The organism is Flavobacterium phycosphaerae, from assembly GCF_010119235.1.
Taxonomy (GTDB): Bacteria; Bacteroidota; Bacteroidia; order Flavobacteriales; family Flavobacteriaceae; genus Flavobacterium; species Flavobacterium phycosphaerae.
Map to the genome: position 1 here is coordinate 2,064,428 of NZ_JAAATZ010000001.1, position 16,365 is coordinate 2,080,792.

At 39.2% G+C, this 16,365-nt stretch carries 18 protein-coding genes; 3 read left to right on the forward strand and 15 right to left on the reverse strand.

The genetic code is table 11. The features are described 5' to 3' along the window. The first annotated feature begins 56 nt into the window (after positions 1–56). Positions 57–929 (forward strand): cyanophycinase, encoded by an 873-nt coding sequence (locus GUU89_RS09060; RefSeq protein WP_162127607.1) that lies wholly within the window; start codon positions 57–59, stop codon positions 927–929. 3 nt (positions 930–932) lie between these two features. Next, positions 933–1,775, forward strand: a complete 843-nt coding sequence (locus tag GUU89_RS09065) for an isoaspartyl peptidase/L-asparaginase (protein WP_162127608.1) — start codon at positions 933–935, stop codon at positions 1,773–1,775. Between the two features lie 86 nt (positions 1,776–1,861). On the opposite strand, the gene rplT is transcribed toward GUU89_RS09065, so the two are convergent. From rplT to GUU89_RS09090, 5 genes are all read right to left on the reverse strand, one after another. After that, positions 1,862–2,206, reverse strand: a complete 345-nt coding sequence (gene rplT, locus GUU89_RS09070; protein WP_162127609.1) for a 50S ribosomal protein L20 — start codon at positions 2,204–2,206, stop codon at positions 1,862–1,864. Positions 2,207–2,336: 130 nt separating this feature from the next. After that, positions 2,337–2,534, reverse strand: coding sequence for a 50S ribosomal protein L35 (gene rpmI, locus GUU89_RS09075; protein WP_162127610.1), 198 nt, complete (start codon positions 2,532–2,534; stop codon positions 2,337–2,339). Between the two features lie 66 nt (positions 2,535–2,600). Then, positions 2,601–3,155 (reverse strand): translation initiation factor IF-3, encoded by a 555-nt coding sequence (gene infC, locus GUU89_RS09080; protein WP_162128658.1) that lies wholly within the window; start codon positions 3,153–3,155, stop codon positions 2,601–2,603. Between the two features lie 22 nt (positions 3,156–3,177). After that, positions 3,178–5,124, reverse strand: coding sequence for a threonine--tRNA ligase (gene thrS / locus GUU89_RS09085; RefSeq protein WP_162127611.1), 1,947 nt, complete (start codon positions 5,122–5,124; stop codon positions 3,178–3,180). 147 nt (positions 5,125–5,271) lie between these two features. After that, positions 5,272–5,793 (reverse strand): YybH family protein, encoded by a 522-nt coding sequence (locus GUU89_RS09090; protein ID WP_162127612.1) that lies wholly within the window; start codon positions 5,791–5,793, stop codon positions 5,272–5,274. Between the two features lie 194 nt (positions 5,794–5,987). On the opposite strand from GUU89_RS09090, the gene GUU89_RS09095 reads away from it, so the two are divergent. After that, positions 5,988–7,865 carry an alpha-amylase family glycosyl hydrolase gene (locus GUU89_RS09095; RefSeq protein WP_162127613.1) on the forward strand — a complete coding sequence of 626 codons (1,878 nt, stop codon included), beginning with the start codon at positions 5,988–5,990 and terminating at the stop codon, positions 7,863–7,865. A gap of 73 nt (positions 7,866–7,938) precedes the next feature. On the opposite strand, the gene GUU89_RS09100 is transcribed toward GUU89_RS09095, so the two are convergent. From GUU89_RS09100 to GUU89_RS09145, 10 genes are all read right to left on the reverse strand, one after another. Continuing rightward, positions 7,939–8,628: a hypothetical protein gene (locus tag GUU89_RS09100; RefSeq protein ID WP_162127614.1), complete on the reverse strand. Its 690-nt coding sequence runs from the start codon at positions 8,626–8,628 to the stop codon at positions 7,939–7,941. A gap of 460 nt (positions 8,629–9,088) precedes the next feature. Next, entirely contained in the window at positions 9,089–9,550 is a 462-nt protein-coding gene (locus tag GUU89_RS09105) for a hypothetical protein (protein ID WP_162127615.1), read from the reverse strand. Between the two features lie 246 nt (positions 9,551–9,796). Then, positions 9,797–10,111: a hypothetical protein gene (locus GUU89_RS09110; protein WP_162127616.1), complete on the reverse strand. Its 315-nt coding sequence runs from the start codon at positions 10,109–10,111 to the stop codon at positions 9,797–9,799. 20 nt (positions 10,112–10,131) lie between these two features. Beyond that, the gene (locus GUU89_RS09115; RefSeq protein ID WP_162127617.1) at positions 10,132–10,341 is read right to left on the reverse strand and encodes a hypothetical protein; all 210 of its coding nucleotides are present in this window, start codon (positions 10,339–10,341) and stop codon (positions 10,132–10,134) included. A gap of 102 nt (positions 10,342–10,443) precedes the next feature. After that, the gene (locus tag GUU89_RS09120; protein WP_162127618.1) at positions 10,444–10,821 is read right to left on the reverse strand and encodes a hypothetical protein; all 378 of its coding nucleotides are present in this window, start codon (positions 10,819–10,821) and stop codon (positions 10,444–10,446) included. 142 nt (positions 10,822–10,963) lie between these two features. Next, positions 10,964–11,410, reverse strand: a complete 447-nt coding sequence (locus tag GUU89_RS09125; protein WP_162127619.1) for a hypothetical protein — start codon at positions 11,408–11,410, stop codon at positions 10,964–10,966. A 154-nt stretch (positions 11,411–11,564) separates the two neighbouring features. Then, entirely contained in the window at positions 11,565–12,092 is a 528-nt protein-coding gene (locus GUU89_RS09130; RefSeq protein ID WP_162127620.1) for an SMI1/KNR4 family protein, read from the reverse strand. Positions 12,093–12,223: 131 nt separating this feature from the next. Continuing rightward, positions 12,224–13,495, reverse strand: coding sequence for an adenylosuccinate synthase (locus GUU89_RS09135; protein WP_162127621.1), 1,272 nt, complete (start codon positions 13,493–13,495; stop codon positions 12,224–12,226). 74 nt (positions 13,496–13,569) lie between these two features. After that, entirely contained in the window at positions 13,570–14,025 is a 456-nt protein-coding gene (locus tag GUU89_RS09140) for a Fur family transcriptional regulator (RefSeq protein WP_162127622.1), read from the reverse strand. A gap of 109 nt (positions 14,026–14,134) precedes the next feature. Continuing rightward, positions 14,135–16,354: a RelA/SpoT family protein gene (locus GUU89_RS09145; RefSeq protein ID WP_162127623.1), complete on the reverse strand. Its 2,220-nt coding sequence runs from the start codon at positions 16,352–16,354 to the stop codon at positions 14,135–14,137. Positions 16,355–16,365 lie beyond the last annotated feature (11 nt).

Consider the following 16,365-nt stretch of genomic DNA (forward strand, 5'->3'; position numbering starts at 1 on the left):
TTCAAAAAGAGTTAAAAAAGGTTTGTAGATAGTATGTTTTTGTTATTTTTACCCACATGAATATACGTGGAAAATTAATAATAATAGGTGGCGCTGTTGATAAAGGTAGTTTCACTGAAACCGATTTAGATAAAAATGCGGCTAAGAATCTGAACTTTTTTGAAGCCGGAATTTTAAAAAGAATTATACAGGAATCTAAACACAAAACAGATTCCCGAATTGAAGTTATTACAACGGCTTCTAAAATCCCGAGAGAGATTGGTCCTGAATACGTGAAAGCCCTACATTACTTGGGTGCTGACAATGTAGATGTGCTCAATATTGAAAGACGAGAGCAAGCTTCGGAACCCGAAATTTTGGCAAGATTAAAAGCTGCCGATGTAGTAATGTTCACTGGCGGCGATCAATTAAGATTGACTTCTATTCTTGGAGGAACTCCGTTTCATGACATATTGTTGGACAAGTATCACAATGAAGAATTCATCTACGCTGGGACTTCGGCAGGGGCAGCAGCGGCTTCCAATAATATGATTTACCAAGGAAGCAGTAGCGAAGCATTGTTGAAAGGCGAAGTAAAAATCACTTCCGGATTAGGATTAATTGACGGTGTAATTATCGATACGCATTTTGTACAGCGAGGCAGAATCGGACGTTTGTTTCAATCCGTAGTCGGAAACCCAAAAGTATTGGGGATTGGACTGGGAGAAGATACCGGTTTGTTGATTACCCACAATACCAAAATGGAAGCTATTGGTTCCGGATTGGTCATCCTGGTTGATGGAAGAGAAATAAAAGATACAAACTTAACACAAGTAGAGTTGGGGCAACCAATCTCTATTAATCATTTGGTAACTCACGTACTTAGTATGTATGATACTTTTGATTTGACTACTTTCAAAATGACTATTAAGTCTTCACAATACGTTTAAGAAATGAAGATTATCATCCACGGAGGTTTTTTCTCGGAATCATCAACCAATCATGAAACTAAGGTAGCAAAGCAGCAAGCGTTACTTCGTATTGCCAAAGATTCTTATGCTTATTTACAAACCCATTCAGCTTTGGAAACGGTAGTTTATGCAGTTTCTCTTTTGGAAGATGATGCTTTGTTCAATGCCGGGATTGGTTCTCAAATCCAGAGTGATGGCAAAATCAGAATGAGTGCTTCTTTGATGGATGGTTCTACGATGAAAATGAGCGGTGTGATTAATATTGAAGAAGTCAAAAATCCGGTGCAAGTAGCTCAAGTTTTATTGGAGTATGATGATAAAGTATTGGGCGGAAGCGGAGCAACTAACTTTGCTCGTCAACACGGTTTTGAAAAATTCTCTACCGAAATTCCACAACGAAGAGCCGAATATGAAGCTAAATTGGTATCGACTGGAACCGGAACGGTGGGTTGTGTAGCTTTAGACGCTGACGGTAAGATTGCGGTGGCAACTTCAACGGGTGGAAAAGGGTTTGAGATTCCGGGACGGATATCAGATTCAGCCACAGTAGCCGGAAATTATGCCAATGCTTTTTGCGGTGTAAGTTTAACCGGTGTGGGCGAAGATATCGTCAGTGGGGCAGTAGCCGCTAAGATTGTGACCCGAGTTACGGATGGTTTTACTTTGGCACAAGCTTTTGAAAAAACCTTTAATGAACTCAAACCTTTTAATGGTTTTGCCGGCGCTATTGCCATTGACCACAAAGGAAATCTATTCCACCAAGATTCGCATCCGAGCATGGTGTTTGCCAGCTTTGATGGAACAAACGAAGAAGTTTTTAACTAATACACTTTTATACAAATAAAAAAATCCCAATCTTGCGACTGGGATTTTTTATATATAAGTAAGTTAAATCAAGGTTGTACAAACGTTTATTTTACTTTTTTAAGTACAGCTTTGAAAGCTTCCGGGTGATTCATTGCTAAATCAGCAAGTACTTTACGGTTCAATTCGATACCGTTAGCTTTTACTTTCCCCATGAATTGTGAATAAGACATTCCTTCTAAACGAGCTCCAGCGTTGATACGTTGAATCCATAATGAACGGAAATTTCTCTTGTTAACTTTTCTGTCACGGTAAGCGTAGCACATAGCTTTCTCAACCGCATTTTTCGCAACTGTCCAAACGTTTTTACGACGACCAAAGAAACCTTTGGCTTGCTTCATTATCTTTTTTCTTCTTGCTCTTTTAGCAACTGAATTTACTGATCTTGGCATAATTTTCTTGTGTTTTTGTAGCAGGCGTCCCGAATTGAATCAAGGGAACTTATTGAGCCATACTCCAAGGTTATTAAATAATTTGTAACCTAAAGAATTCTAAAGGCTGTTAGCTGTTAGCTTACAGTTATTAGATAATTCTTAATTGTTGTTTGATGCTTTTCTCGTCTGTTTTGTGAACCAACCCAGCGTGAGTTAAAGCCAATTTACGCTTTTTAGATTTTTTAGTCAGGATGTGACTTTTAAAAGCGTGTTTTCTCTTGATTTTTCCAGAGCCAGTTACTTTGAATCGCTTCTTAGCACTGGATTTTGTTTTCATTTTAGGCATTTTTTCCTAGATTTATTTAATTTAACTTACTTACTTTTCTATATTGGTGAAGCAATCTTTTGGTGATTACTTCCCTTTTTTCTTAGGAGCAATGAACATGATCATTCGCTTTCCTTCCAATACCGGCATGGCTTCAACCTTTCCGTATTCTTCTAAATCCTGTGCCAAACGCAACAATAGGATTTGTCCTTGTTCTTTATAAATGATAGAACGTCCTTTAAAAAACACAAAGGCTTTTAATTTAGAGCCTTCTTTTAAGAACTTCTCAGCATTTTTTCTTTTGAATTCATAATCATGCTCGTCTGTCTGAGGTCCGAAACGAATCTCTTTCACGGTGATTTGAGTTGATTTTGCTTTTAACTCTTTGTCACGCTTTTTTTGCTGATAAATGAATTTCCCATAATCCATTAACTTACAAACCGGAGGATCTGCGTTAGGAGAAATCTCAACCAAATCCACTTCAAACTGCTCGGCTAATCGAAGTGCTTCGGTAAATTTGAATACACCAGGCTCAATGTTTTCGCCTACTAAACGGACTTCTGATACGCCACGAATTAATTCATTAATTCGGTGTGCGGCTTTTTTCTCTTCTCTAGGTTGGTAACCTCTGTTGTTTCTAATTGCTATGGCTCTATAATTTTAATTAAACTTCAAATGTCTTTAATGTTTTGGCAACTTCTTCGTTTACTATTTTAACAAATTCCTCAATAGTAATCGTGATGTTTCCTTTTCCTTCTTGACCGTGACGACGAACAGATATCGTTCCGTTTTTCTCTTCTTCCTCACCTACAATCAACATGAATGGCATTTTTTGTACTTCTGCCTCTCTGATTTTCTTACCAATCGTCTCGTTGCGGTTGTCAATTAGGGCGCGAATTTCGTGATTTTCTAGCAATTCTAAAACTTTTTTCGCATAATTTTCATATTTCTCGCTCAATGACAATATTATAGCTTGTTCCGGCATCAACCATAACGGGAAATTTCCGGCCGTGTGCTCCAGTAAAATGGCGATAAAACGCTCCATCGAACCAAACGGTGCACGGTGAATCATTACCGGTCTATGTAATTCGTTATCAGAACCTTTGTAAGTTAATTCGAAGCGTTCCGGCAGGTTGTAATCTACCTGAATGGTTCCTAATTGCCATTGTCTTCCCAAAGCATCTTTTACCATGAAATCCAGTTTCGGACCATAGAAGGCCGCTTCGCCACTTTCAATCACATAATTCAATCCTTTATCGCGGGCCGCATTAATAATCGCTTGCTCTGCTTTTTCCCAGTTCTCCACGCTTCCGATGTATTTGTCCGGATTGTCTAAATCACGAACTGAAACTTGGGCGGTGAAATTTTCAAATCCTAACGAACCGAAAACATACAATACCAAGTCGATTACTTTTTTGAACTCTGAATCCAATTGGTCAGGTGTACAGAAAATGTGCGCATCATCTTGAGTAAATCCTCTCACACGAGTTAAACCGTGTAATTCTCCTGATTGCTCATAACGGTAAACCGTTCCAAATTCAGCATAACGCTTTGGTAAATCTTTGTAGGACCAAGGTTTGTTGTTGTAAATTTCACAGTGGTGCGGGCAGTTCATTGGTTTTAACAAAAACTCTTCACCTTCCGCCGGAGTATGAATGGGTTGGAAACTATCAGCACCGTATTTTGCATAGTGTCCTGAAGTTACGTATAGTTCTTTTTGCCCGATGTGTGGTGTCACGACTTGTTCGTAACCCGCTTTTTTCTGAGCTCTTTTTAAGAATTGCTCCAAACGATCTCTCAAAGCAGCTCCTTTTGGCAACCATAATGGCAACCCTTGTCCCACTTTTTGTGAGAAGGCAAACAATTCTAATTCTTTACCCAATTTTCGGTGATCACGACGTTTGGCTTCTTCCAGCAATTCCAGATAATCCGTTAAGTCTTTTTGTTTTGGGAATGAGATTCCGTAAACACGAGTTAACTGTTTGTTCTTTTCATCACCACGCCAGTAAGCTCCGGCAACACTCATGATTTTCATGGCTTTGATAATTCCGGTATTCGGAATGTGGCCTCCTCGACATAAATCAAAGAAGTTGGCATGGTCACAAAACGTAATGGTTCCGTCTTCTAAATTCGAAATCAGTTCGGTTTTGTATTCGTTATTTTTATAAATTTCTAAGGCTTCGGCTTTGGATACCGAACGCATTTTAAATTCGTGTTTTTCTCTTGAAACTTCTAGTACGCGGTCTTCAATGGCTTTGAAATCAGCATCCGTGATTTTTTTATCACCAAAATCAACATCATAGTAAAAACCATTCTCAATGGCCGGTCCAAGGGTTAACTTAATCCCCGGGAATTGCTCTTCTAAAACCTGCGCCATCACGTGCGAAGTAGAATGCCAGAATGCTTTTTTACCTTCTTTGTCATTCCATGTATATAATACCAGTGACCCGTCGGTCGTTAGTGGGGTTTCGGTTTCAATAGTGGTACCATTGAATGCAGCCGAAATCACATTTCGGGCTAATCCTTCACTAATGCTTTTGGCCACATCCATCGGAGTTGAACCGCTTGCAAACTCTTTAACTGAACCATCTGGTAACGTAATCTTTATCATTCCTAAAAAAATTAATGGACTGCAAATATAGGGGATTACCCATACACATACAACACCTATCGGCAGAATAACAAAATAGTTTTCGGACGCATTTTTAAATAAAAAAGCACCTCTTTGGAAGGTGCTTTAGGTGAGTATACTATTTCGTTATTCTTTTTTCTCTTCGGCTTCTTTTGCTTTCTCTTCGTCTGCCGGCATGTCTGAGGCTCCCATATCGCGGATGCAAAGATATTTACCGTCTTTTTTCACAAAAAGGCTGATGTAGTTTCCGCTGCGAACTACTGCTACCGTGGTATCAACCACTTTATAACTGCCAATTTCAACTACCTGTTCGCCATCGTTTGAAGGAAATACTTCTTTAACGGTAAACGTCACTTTATGCCCTTTGGCAAACGAAGAAATATCATTTTTTATCGAGGTGTAAATAGCTTCCTTACCCATCAACGGTGGTTTGTTTTGGGAAAAACTGGTAGCATCGTCGGCATAATAAATAATGTCATCGGGTTTACCGGCATTAAAAGCTTCTGCATAAGCCGTTTCCATGGTTTGAAGTTCGGCTTTGATTTGGTCTTTGTCTACAGTAGGAGCGTCTCCTTTTTTCGAATTGCAGGCAATAACCAATGCCATAATGGTAGTCAATACAATCCCTTTCAAAATTTTGGTTTTCATAAATCTAATGGTTTTAAATTACTATTTTAGGTTAAACCTCAGTGTCTAGGGTGGTTAAAGATAATTATAATTTGCTGAAAATCAGCGTGCCGATTGAAATTATTTCGCCTCAGCTATTTGTTATTTACCCGTTTGTTTATTTCTTTATATTTGTGACTGTGACTTGTCGCACTAAATGGACAATCAAAAACGATATGAAAAGTAAATTGTTACTCCTACTGGCCATGAGTTGTACCACGAGTATAACTTTTGCCCAAACCAAGCCCAATCCGTTTATGAAGAAGAAGATTGAGGTGGTCGCGCCATCCAAAAAAGTGGTGGTGTACCAAGTTTTTACACGATTGTTCGGAAACAAAAATACCACCAACAAACCTTGGGGCACTATTGAAGAAAACGGAGTAGGGAAGTTCAATGATTTCAGCAATGACGCTTTACAGGAAATCAAAAAACTGGGCGTAACGCACATTTGGTATACCGGAGTTCCTCACCATGATGTGATTCGAGATTATACCCGATATGGTATTGCTAATGATGATCCCGATGTGGTTAAAGGCCGAGCCGGGTCGCCATACGCAGTCAAAGATTACTACAATGTCAATCCCGATTTAGCGGTCAATCCGGCTAAGCGTTTAGAAGAATTTGAAGCCTTGCTGGCCCGTACGCATGCCAACGGTCTAAAAGCCATTATTGATATAGTGCCCAATCATATTGCCCGCAATTACCACAGTTTGAGCAATCCGAGAGGGGTTAAAGATTTTGGAGCCGATGACAATACCTCGGTAGAATACGACCGCAACAACAACTTTTATTACATTCCGGGGAAAGCCTTTGAGGTGCCGACTTCAGATACTTACAAACCTTTGAATGGCGAGCAAAACCCGCTGATTGACGGCAAGTTTACTGAGTTTCCGGCTAAATGGACCGGCAATGGATCGCGTCAACCTAAACCGGATATCAACGATTGGTATGAAACCGTAAAAGTTAACTATGGCATCAAACCCGACGGTACCAAGGATTTTCCTGAATTACCTGCCGGCTATGACCGAAAAGGATTTGAAGAGCATTATGCGTTTTGGAAAGACAAAGACGTACCCAATTCCTGGAAAAAGTTCCGTGACATTGCGTTGTACTGGACTGCTAAGGGCGTTGACGGATTCAGATATGACATGGCCGAAATGGTTCCCTATGAGTTTTGGAGCTATATGAACTCTGCCATCAAAATGAAAAACCCGAATGCTTTTTTATTGGCCGAAGTCTACAATCCGAAGGAGTACCGCAACTACATTCGTTTAGGCAAAATGGATTATTTGTATGATAAAGTAGAAACGTACGATCATTTAAAAGCCGTGATACAAGGCAAAACCTTACCCGATGGTTTGTCAGACATTCAAAAAGGATTGGCCGATATTGAGCACCACATGTTACACTTTTTAGACAATCACGATGAGCAACGTTTGGCCAGCACCGCATTTGCCGGTACGCCCGAAAAAGGAAAACCGCTTATGGTGGTCTCCGCAACGATTAGTTCTTCGCCAACGATGATATATTTCGGACAGGAAGTAGGCGAGGCCGGTACGGTAGACGGTGGCTTTGGAAAACCTACCCGCACCAGTATTTTTGATTATGTGGGCGTGCCCAACCACCAACGCTGGATGAATAGAGGCAAGTTTGACGGAGGGCAATTGACCCAAAAAGAAAAAGACCTGCGTGATTTTTACTCCCGCTTGCTCAATTTTACCATTAAAAGCGATGCCCTGATGGGTCATTTTAAAGAAATACAAACGGCTAACCGTGATAGTACCGAAGACTACAGCCCCGGGATTTACTCCTATGTGCGTTGGTCTGCCAATGAAAAACTGATAGTAGTAACCAACTTCTCTTGGGTAACCACCAGCACGTTTGACTTAAAAGTACCCTCAGACGTAATTGCCAAATGGCAGCTCAAAGAAGGCACCTATACCGTAACCGACCAACTGTATGGCAGCACGGCCAAGTTGAAAGTAGCCAACGGCAGCGGCACTATGAAACTAACGGTTAGACCCAGTGAGTCGTTTATATTTAAATTGCCATAAGCCAATTGTAGTATAAAAAATAAACCCCTTTCTTTTCAGAAGGGGGTTATTTTTTTAGTGTATTCTTAAACAGTTAAGGGGTTGGCGGGGTTTCTTCCGGATCGCCACTGATGGTGTTGTAAATAACGTAGTCATTATACTTAGCTACATCACTGGTTTGCCAAATGGATTGACCTAGTTTGCTGTATTTTATCATAACATTATAAATTTCGTTACCGGCTTCTACACGGTCTTCCTGAAGTATATCTCGGTCGCCAATTTCTACTTTTTGCTCAACAATCAAATCGCTGAATTCATTACTCAAAGTAGTTATAGTGTCAAGATGAGCGGTGGTGAGCCCATTTGGGGTAAGGCTTGGCATCAATTCAGTGGCTACGCGTACCACTCGTTTGGCTGTGATCAGTAAATCACTATCCAATTGATGAGATAAAGTATCAGTACCAAACTTTCTATACTTTGCACTGCTAGCGTCATAAGTCAATACTACTCTTGCCATGGCATCTCTTATGGCATCCCGCAGGGTTTCGGCTTTGGCATCTTTTAATGCGGTACTTTGCATTTGGTCGCCCAATGCTTCTATATCCGTAACGGTGTCGGCAAAAACATTGATACTGTCTTTTAGCGCTCCCACTTTGGCAGCAGTTATGCCATAGTCGTCAAACTGTACAGCATCACGTTGCATAAACGCTACAATTTCTAACCCTTTTGTTACCAGGGTTCCATCCGAAAAGTTATACAATCGGATTGCTTCTTTTTTTTCCATAATAATGAGATTTAAAAAATTTAACGCTGTAGGGCAACCAATAAAGATGCCAAAAAAAGACTACAAAAAAGTTAAATAAATACTAAAAATCAGCAAATTACAATTCAGAAGCCTGATTTAGGGGCTCCGAAGAAGTTTCACAAGCCTCCGAAAATGATTTTAAAGTTTCCGTTATGCCCACTAAGATGTTAGCGGCAACGAAAAAGGCTTTTGAAGTAAAAAAGAAAGCTACCGAAGCAAAAAAACAAGAGTCCGAAGCCTCAAAAAAGGAGTCCGAAGCCTCAAAAAAGGAGTCCGAAGCCTCAGCTAAGGCTGGGAGGCCTTGAAAATGCTCAAAAGGTAGTTTTTGGAGGGGTTTTAAATTGTTATTGGGCACGGATTCCAAATCCGCGCTATCCGGGAAAATCGGGCGCAGCTGTTGCGCCAAACCGCTGTTAGCAAATCTGTTTTAATAAGTTAATTAATGATTAATTATGGCAGGATAAAATTCTGAAAAATACACATAAAAAATCAATGATATAATTGATAATATCAAACAAGAAAATGTCAATATCTTGAATAGGCGAAAAAACTTAACTTCTTTTAATTCTGCAAATTGAACGAATCCTACTCCGACTGGATCATCTATATATTCTTTTAATATCTTTATACGAGCATCAATCTTTTGTTTGTCAAAAATCACTTCGTAAAATTGAACAATCAATGAAAAAAGAATGCATAGCCCGATTAAACATATTGTAATTAGAAATAATATTTTCGCAGATTGATTGGGAATGAGCGGTGGTTTTAGACCAATTAGCAAACCTATCAAAGCAACAGAAATGGTTGTTAATCCTTTAAAATAGTTAAAATTTGTTTTTTCGTGTCGCTCCCGAGCATCAATAACGTCTGTAACTTTTCTCTTTAAATCTTCTTTATTCATAGGTTTTCTAAAACTGTTTGCTAACTTATTTATATGCGCAGTAAAAATGAAATGACTTTCTTTTACCTCGCTTGTTGCTCTAAATATACTGATAAAAACAAAACCCGCTCAGTAGTGAAAGGGTTTTAAGTTAGTATTGTCATTTTGAATGCAATGAAAAATCACATAGCACCAAGTTAATGCGATTTCTCCCTAACCGTCGAAATGACAAAGGGAAAGTAGTAAGTATTTCAAACAGGGTTGAGGCTAGTAGATTACCAACCAATCATCAACAATTTCACCGCTGCCAGTCACATCCATGGCATAGTCTCCGATGGGAATACTAAAATCGTTGTTTTTATGTAAAGAGTAAGTTGTTCTTAGGATAAACGTTTTATTTCCATATTCCCAGAACACTAATTCCTGCTTTTGTGGCTTTAAGCTAATTTCTTCAACTGGTATTTCATCATCATTGTCTTCAGCGGCGTAATTTTTAAGACAGGCTAAAGCGGATTTTTTGGTCAAATTCCACAAGTCATGCTCGTTGCTGAAGGAAGTAAGTAGTGCTGTGATGTTTTCCAATGGTTCTGAGTTTGGGGTGTTTATTCTTTTAAAGCTTGCTCTTTATAGTTTACTACGAATTCTTTCGCGTCTTTTATGTTTTTAGGATAATCAACCTTATATAAAAGGCCGTCTTCTTTTTTGGTGTAAATGCTTTGGTATTTAAATCCGTGCGCTACCAAAAAGTTTATGGTTTCCCATTCTTTGCTTTCGGCTTTCGGGGCTTTGAATTTTTGGTTTAGTAAAGTCATGCTTTTGCCACATTGCGTACAATTTGATGCTCTGCAATTTTTTAAGGCTGTCCCCAAACTGAAGACCTTATGACAATCTAAGCAAACTGTTTTGTATCCCATTTAGTCAATGATAATTTTTTTACCCGATGCAACCCAAGTCTGCGTCAATGTATAGGTTATTAATTCTTTTTTCGGATAGTCACCAAGATAACACCAAACGTCTAAAAAGTGAATTAGTCCATTTTTAAAAAACAATCTGGCTTCTGCTTCTATCTCATGCGATTCAATTTTTACTCCATCAAGCACGGTGCCGTCTGTAATGGTGGTTTTATATTCGGCAATCCCTTCCAGCTGATTAAAGTTTACCACAAATCCGCCTCCGGTATAGGTAATTTCGTTTTCGGTGATAAAAGGCAATTGCTTGCGTGCGGCGATGCCATCCTCATCATTGTCTAAGAGCAACTCTAAAATATTGGCTATGTAAATTGATTTGACCATACTTGTCGTCTTAACGGATTTTTTTGTCTTGCCACTAACGTACCGAGGCTAAGTGCAGTGGCGAGTTGTAAAGATATTAAATTCTCTTTCGAAGTAAAATTAATTACAGCTATTATACAAACTGCTTTTAGATGACACTTTGTTATTCGTTTAAATCTTTCGGATCTATACTGGTTCCAACTTCTGCGCAAAAATGTTCTAACGTTTTCAAATCCATTAATTTAGAATTATAGCCTCTGATGAGAAAATAATACGCCGCATTGACTAAATTCTTTCGGGTTTCTTTTAGTAAACTACTTTCAACTCTGATGGGTAAAGACGGTATGCCATTTGAAAACTCACATTTGCCTCCGCAAGTTGGGCAATAGTCGTGTATAGCTTCTCCGTGGTTTTCTATCCACACTACTTGTTCGTCACGCATGGCGTAAAACCGTTTGTTGTATTCATCAAGGACAACCAAAGCTTCTTTCACTTCCTTTATCCAAAAACTAATGTTGGCCGTGTGACCGGCAAGTTGATGAGCAAAACAATCTTTAAATTTTCTTAGTTGTTCTGAAATCAAATTTGCCTTTTCAATGGAGTATATCATGTTGTCATGGTTTTAAAATGTCATATAACGTGCCGCGGCTTAAGCAGTGGCGGGGAGGTTAGCGGTTAATGGTAAAGATATTAATTCTGTTTTGATTTTCAGTTTAAGGAAAATCGATTGCTGCTATTGCACAAAACGGTTGTTAGCTGTAGTATCATTGCCAATCAAAAATGTCTTTGGCTATTGCTTTGGCTAAATTTTCTTCCCAATCTAGTATGTCATCAAAATAGATTGATAAAACTTTCTCCTTTTCTGTGAAATCCAAAAACCGATGACCAAAATACGGGAAGATTCTCGAGTTTGCCTGAATTTCTTTTGGATTGTGTGAAAAGGCTATTTCAATTTGTTTTTGAATAATGGGAATGTCTTCCGGATAAGAATAAAACGTTGGATAATATGAAGGCTTTTCTTCTCCGCCATTCAAGTTTATTCCCGGTTTATCCAAACCGTTCATTGTTCTGTAAAAATTTTTCAAACTTTGAGGAAATTCAATGTTTACCAATTTTTGAAAATCGTCTAATTCCTTTTCGGATAATCCGTTTCGCCATATTGAATCTTTTTGGACTTGATATCCCCAGCATAAATCCAATTCTTTATTTCGCCAATGTTCCTCACTTTTTCGTTTGATTAACTCAAAGCTCTCCATTGAGTTTTCTAATTTATCGTATTCATTTGCAGTCATGTGTTTCGATATTGCAGCTAACTTATTTACATGCTCAGTAAAAAAAGAAATGACTTTCCTTTTACCTCGCTTACTGCTCTAAATATACTAATAAAAACAAAACCCTCTCAGTAGTGAAAGGGTTTGTTGTTTTATTTGGTAATGGTTTGCTTTCTATCCGGCCCTACTGAGACGATGCTGATAGGCACTTCCACTTCGCGTTCTATGAATTCGATATAGTCTTTGAGTGCGTCTGGTAGGCTTTCGTAAGAGGTCATACCGGTTAAATCGGCTTGCCATCCTCTAAATTCGGTATAAATAGGAGTTACGTTTTCTTCTTCAATGTTATAGGGCAAATGGTGAATTACTTCGCCTTTGTAGTTGTAAGCGGTACATACTTTTAAGGTGTCAAAGCCCGAGAGCACATCGCCTTTCATCATCATCAGTTGGGTAACACCGTTAATTTGGATGGCATATTTTAAGGCTACTAAATCCAACCAGCCACAACGGCGTTTTCTTCCGGTAACCGAGCCAAATTCGTTCCCCACTTTGGCCATCATATCGCCGGCTTCACCAAAATCTTCGGTAGGGAAGGGGCCACTGCCCACACGAGTGGTATAGGCTTTGAAAATACCGTATACTTCTTTGATTTTATTAGGGGCAATCCCCAGTCCGGTACAAGCTCCTGCCGCTGTAGTGTTAGACGAAGTTACAAAGGGATAAGTTCCGAAATCTACATCTAACAAAGACCCTTGAGCGCCTTCGCATAGGATGGATTTGCCTTTCTTTTGGGCTTGTGCCAAGTATTCTTCGCTGTCAATGAAACTTAGTTTTTTTAAATCTTCTATAGCTTCAAAGAACTCTTTTTCCAGTTCGGGTAAATTGTATTGTATGTTCACATCATAGAACGCAATCATGGCTTCGTGCTTGTCGGCCAAAGCTCGGTAGCGTTCTTTAAAATCAGCCAATTCGATATCGCCTACTCGAAGACCGTTACGCCCGGTTTTGTCCATATACGTTGGGCCAATTCCTTTTAGGGTAGAACCAATTTTGGCTTTGCCTTTAGCGGCTTCTGAAGCGGCATCCAGCAGGCGGTGGGTAGGTAAAATCAAATGGGCTTTGCGCGAAATAATCAGTTTCGATTGTAAGTCGAGGTTGAATTTGGCCAAGCCGTCAATTTCGCTTTTGAAAACCACGGGGTCAATCACGACGCCGTTTCCAATGATGTTAATGTTGTTTTGGTGAAAAATTCCTGAGGGAATGGTTCTTAGGACGTGTTTTATTCCGTCAAATTCTAAAGTGTGTCCGGCATTTGGGCCGCCTTGAAAACGAGCAATAATGTCGTATTTTGAGGTTAGAACGTCAACAATTTTTCCTTTGCCTTCGTCGCCCCATTGTAATCCTAGTAGTAAGTCTACGGTCATTGTGTTGTGTGTTGTTGTTTGTAGTTGTTGTTTATTTAAAACGTAGACACGTAGCATTGCTACTTGTCTACAGGTTATAATTCTTTTTTATTGGCATAAAAATATAAGGAGTGGTTGTGTATTTCAATTCCAAATATTTCTTCGATAGTTTGTTTGATGGTTTGGATGCGTGGGTCGCAAAACTCAATCACTTCGCCGGTATCGGTCATGATGATGTGGTCGTGTTGTTTGTCGAAATATGATTTTTCGTAATGCGCCTGATTTTGGCCAAACTGATGTTTGCGAACCAAACCGCAATCTAACAGTAATTCAATGGTGTTGTATAAGGTGGCACGCGACACGCGGTAGTTTTTGTTTTTCATTTTGATATACAAATTCTCAATATCAAAATGCTCTTCGCTATCGTAAATTTCCTGAAGAATAGCATAGCGTTCCGGCGTTTTTCGATGGCCTTTGTTCTCCAGATAAAGCGTAAAAACGTTTTTTACGGTTTCCTGATTTTTAATATTATCGGAGGCTATTAGTGTCATGGGACAAAGGTAATTTTTTTGTACATGGTTTCAAAGTTTCGTGATTTAAAATATTGTAGAGACGTAGTATGGCTACGTCTCTACCGAAGTATTTCATAAAAAAGCAGTTTTAATTGGTATACACTCGGGTAACCTTGTCAATTCCGTCAATTTTTTTGATGTTCTCAATTAGTTTTTTCAGAATGTTGTTGTTCTGTACAATTACCGCAACTTGCCCGTTAAAGATTCCGGCATCACCACTTAGGGAAATACTTTGAATGTTAACGTGCATATTGTTTGAAATAACTTTGGTCAACTCGTTGGTTAATCCTAAACTGTCCATTCCGGTAATTTTTAAAATGGCTTTGAATTCCTGTTGCGAAGAATCTATCCATTTGGCCTGCATGATGCGGTAAGCATAATTGGATTGCAGTGTGATGGCATTCGGGCAGTCTTTTTTGTGCACTTTAATTCCTTCGTTGATGGTAATAAAACCAAATACATCGTCACCCGGAATAGGATTACAGCAAGAGGATAATTTATAATCGAGTTTGTCCTGTTCTGAACCAAAAACCAGTAAATCGTAGTTGTTGCTTAATTCGGGTTTGTTGATTTCTTCCTGGTTTGTATTTGGCGAGCGCTTGATTTTATTCTTAAAGAAATTCATCAGCGTGTTGCTTTTCTGTGCGGCAAAATCTTTCAGTTGTTGGTTCTCGATAGAGCCAATCCCCACGCGGTAAAACAAATCCAGACTGGTTTTAAGTTTGAAGAAATTTACCAATTCATTGACCACGCCTTCATTCAACGTAATTTTTAAATGTTTCATTTTACGGGTCAGTAATTCGCGACCGTCTTCAGCAATTTTCTTGGTATTTTCGTTAAGTACGTTTCTGATTTTATTTTTCGCTCTCGATGTCGTTACATAATCCAACCAGTTAATCGTTGGTTTTTGATGAACCGAGGTAATGATTTCAATTTGGTCACCGCTTTTCAACTCGTGATTCAGCGGAACTAATTTTCCGTTCACACGGGTTCCTCGGGTTTTGATTCCAATTTCGGAGTGAATGCTAAAGGCAAAGTCTAAAGAGGTAGCGCCTTTGGGCAAGGATTTGATTTCTCCTTTGGGCGTGAAGACAAAAATTTCTTTGGCATAGAGATTCATTTTGAAGTCCTCTACAAAGTCGACCGCATTGGTTTCCGAACTTTCTAAGGCTTCTTTTAATAAATTTAGCCATGTATCTAAACCGCTTTCTTCGGTAGCACCTTGTTTGTATTTGTAGTGGGCAGCGTATCCTTTTTCGGCAATTTCATCCATTCTTTCGCTACGAACTTGTATTTCTACCCAACGTCCTTTGGGCCCCATGACGGTAATGTGCAGGGCTTCATATCCGGTTGATTTTGGTGAGGAAATCCAATCGCGTAAACGGCTGGGACTTGGGCGGTAGTGGTCTGTTACGATAGAATAAATTTTCCAAGCGAGGAATTTTTCGTCGTGTAGGTTGGATTTGTATATAATTCGGAGTGCAAATTTGTCATATACTTCGTCAAACGTAACATTTTGTGCCGCCATTTTTCTGCGAATCGAGTAGATCGATTTTGGCCGGCCTTTCATCACATATTCGACACCCTCTTCGTCTAATGATTTTTTTAAGACATCAGAAATGGTCTTTATATATTGATCTTGCTCTTCTTTGGTTTCTTTGATTTTGCTGACAATATCCTGAAAAACTTCGGGTTCGGTATATTTCAATCCCAGGTCTTCCAATTTGGTTTTGATGTTGTACAAGCCCAAACGATGCGCCAACGGAGCGTAGATGTATAAGGTTTCCGAAGCAATTTTGACCTGCTTGTAATCGGGCATCGAATCCATGGTTTGCATGTTGTGTAAACGGTCGGCAATTTTGATTAAAATTACCCGAACATCATCATTCAAAGTCAGCAGCATTTTACGGAAATTTTCCGCCTGCATGGAGATGTTCATGTCTTTTTTGACCTGAGCAATTTTGGTCAGCCCTTCTACTAAATGGGCAATTTTAGGATTAAACATTCTTTCAATGTCTTCCACAGTCACCTCGGTATCTTCTACCACATCATGCATTAAAGCAGCGGCAATACTGGTGGCACCCAACCCAATTTCGGAAGCTACAATTTTGGCCACACCGATAGGGTGGAAGATGTAAGCCTCTCCTGATTTACGGCGTTGGTCTTTATGTGCGTCAACGGCAACATCAAATGCTTTACGAATGAGTTTTTTATCAGAATCAGTAAGGGTTTGATAACTTATTCGAAGTAATTCTTTGTATTCTCGGGCAATTGCTTTTTTTTCTTCTTCTAAATCAATTTCAATCATAGCCTATTCGT

What these genes read in the sequence shown, in the direction of transcription:
- GUU89_RS09060 (WP_162127607.1), top strand. Translation starts at nt 57, where the DNA reads ATGAATATACGTGGAAAATTAATAATAATAGGTGGCGCTGTTGATAAA.
- GUU89_RS09065 (WP_162127608.1), top strand. Translation starts at nt 933, where the DNA reads ATGAAGATTATCATCCACGGAGGTTTTTTCTCGGAATCATCAACCAAT.
- rplT (WP_162127609.1), bottom strand. Translation starts at nt 2,206, where the DNA reads ATGCCAAGATCAGTAAATTCAGTTGCTAAAAGAGCAAGAAGAAAAAAG.
- rpmI (WP_162127610.1), bottom strand. Translation starts at nt 2,534, where the DNA reads ATGCCTAAAATGAAAACAAAATCCAGTGCTAAGAAGCGATTCAAAGTA.
- thrS (WP_162127611.1), bottom strand. Translation starts at nt 5,124, where the DNA reads ATGATAAAGATTACGTTACCAGATGGTTCAGTTAAAGAGTTTGCAAGC.
- GUU89_RS09090 (WP_162127612.1), bottom strand. Translation starts at nt 5,793, where the DNA reads ATGAAAACCAAAATTTTGAAAGGGATTGTATTGACTACCATTATGGCA.
- GUU89_RS09095 (WP_162127613.1), top strand. Translation starts at nt 5,988, where the DNA reads ATGAAAAGTAAATTGTTACTCCTACTGGCCATGAGTTGTACCACGAGT.
- GUU89_RS09100 (WP_162127614.1), bottom strand. Translation starts at nt 8,628, where the DNA reads ATGGAAAAAAAAGAAGCAATCCGATTGTATAACTTTTCGGATGGAACC.
- GUU89_RS09105 (WP_162127615.1), bottom strand. Translation starts at nt 9,550, where the DNA reads ATGAATAAAGAAGATTTAAAGAGAAAAGTTACAGACGTTATTGATGCT.
- GUU89_RS09115 (WP_162127617.1), bottom strand. Translation starts at nt 10,341, where the DNA reads ATGACTTTACTAAACCAAAAATTCAAAGCCCCGAAAGCCGAAAGCAAA.
- GUU89_RS09120 (WP_162127618.1), bottom strand. Translation starts at nt 10,821, where the DNA reads ATGGTCAAATCAATTTACATAGCCAATATTTTAGAGTTGCTCTTAGAC.
- GUU89_RS09125 (WP_162127619.1), bottom strand. Translation starts at nt 11,410, where the DNA reads ATGATATACTCCATTGAAAAGGCAAATTTGATTTCAGAACAACTAAGA.
- GUU89_RS09130 (WP_162127620.1), bottom strand. Translation starts at nt 12,092, where the DNA reads ATGACTGCAAATGAATACGATAAATTAGAAAACTCAATGGAGAGCTTT.
- GUU89_RS09135 (WP_162127621.1), bottom strand. Translation starts at nt 13,495, where the DNA reads ATGACCGTAGACTTACTACTAGGATTACAATGGGGCGACGAAGGCAAA.
- GUU89_RS09140 (WP_162127622.1), bottom strand. Translation starts at nt 14,025, where the DNA reads ATGACACTAATAGCCTCCGATAATATTAAAAATCAGGAAACCGTAAAA.
- GUU89_RS09145 (WP_162127623.1), bottom strand. Translation starts at nt 16,354, where the DNA reads ATGATTGAAATTGATTTAGAAGAAGAAAAAAAAGCAATTGCCCGAGAA.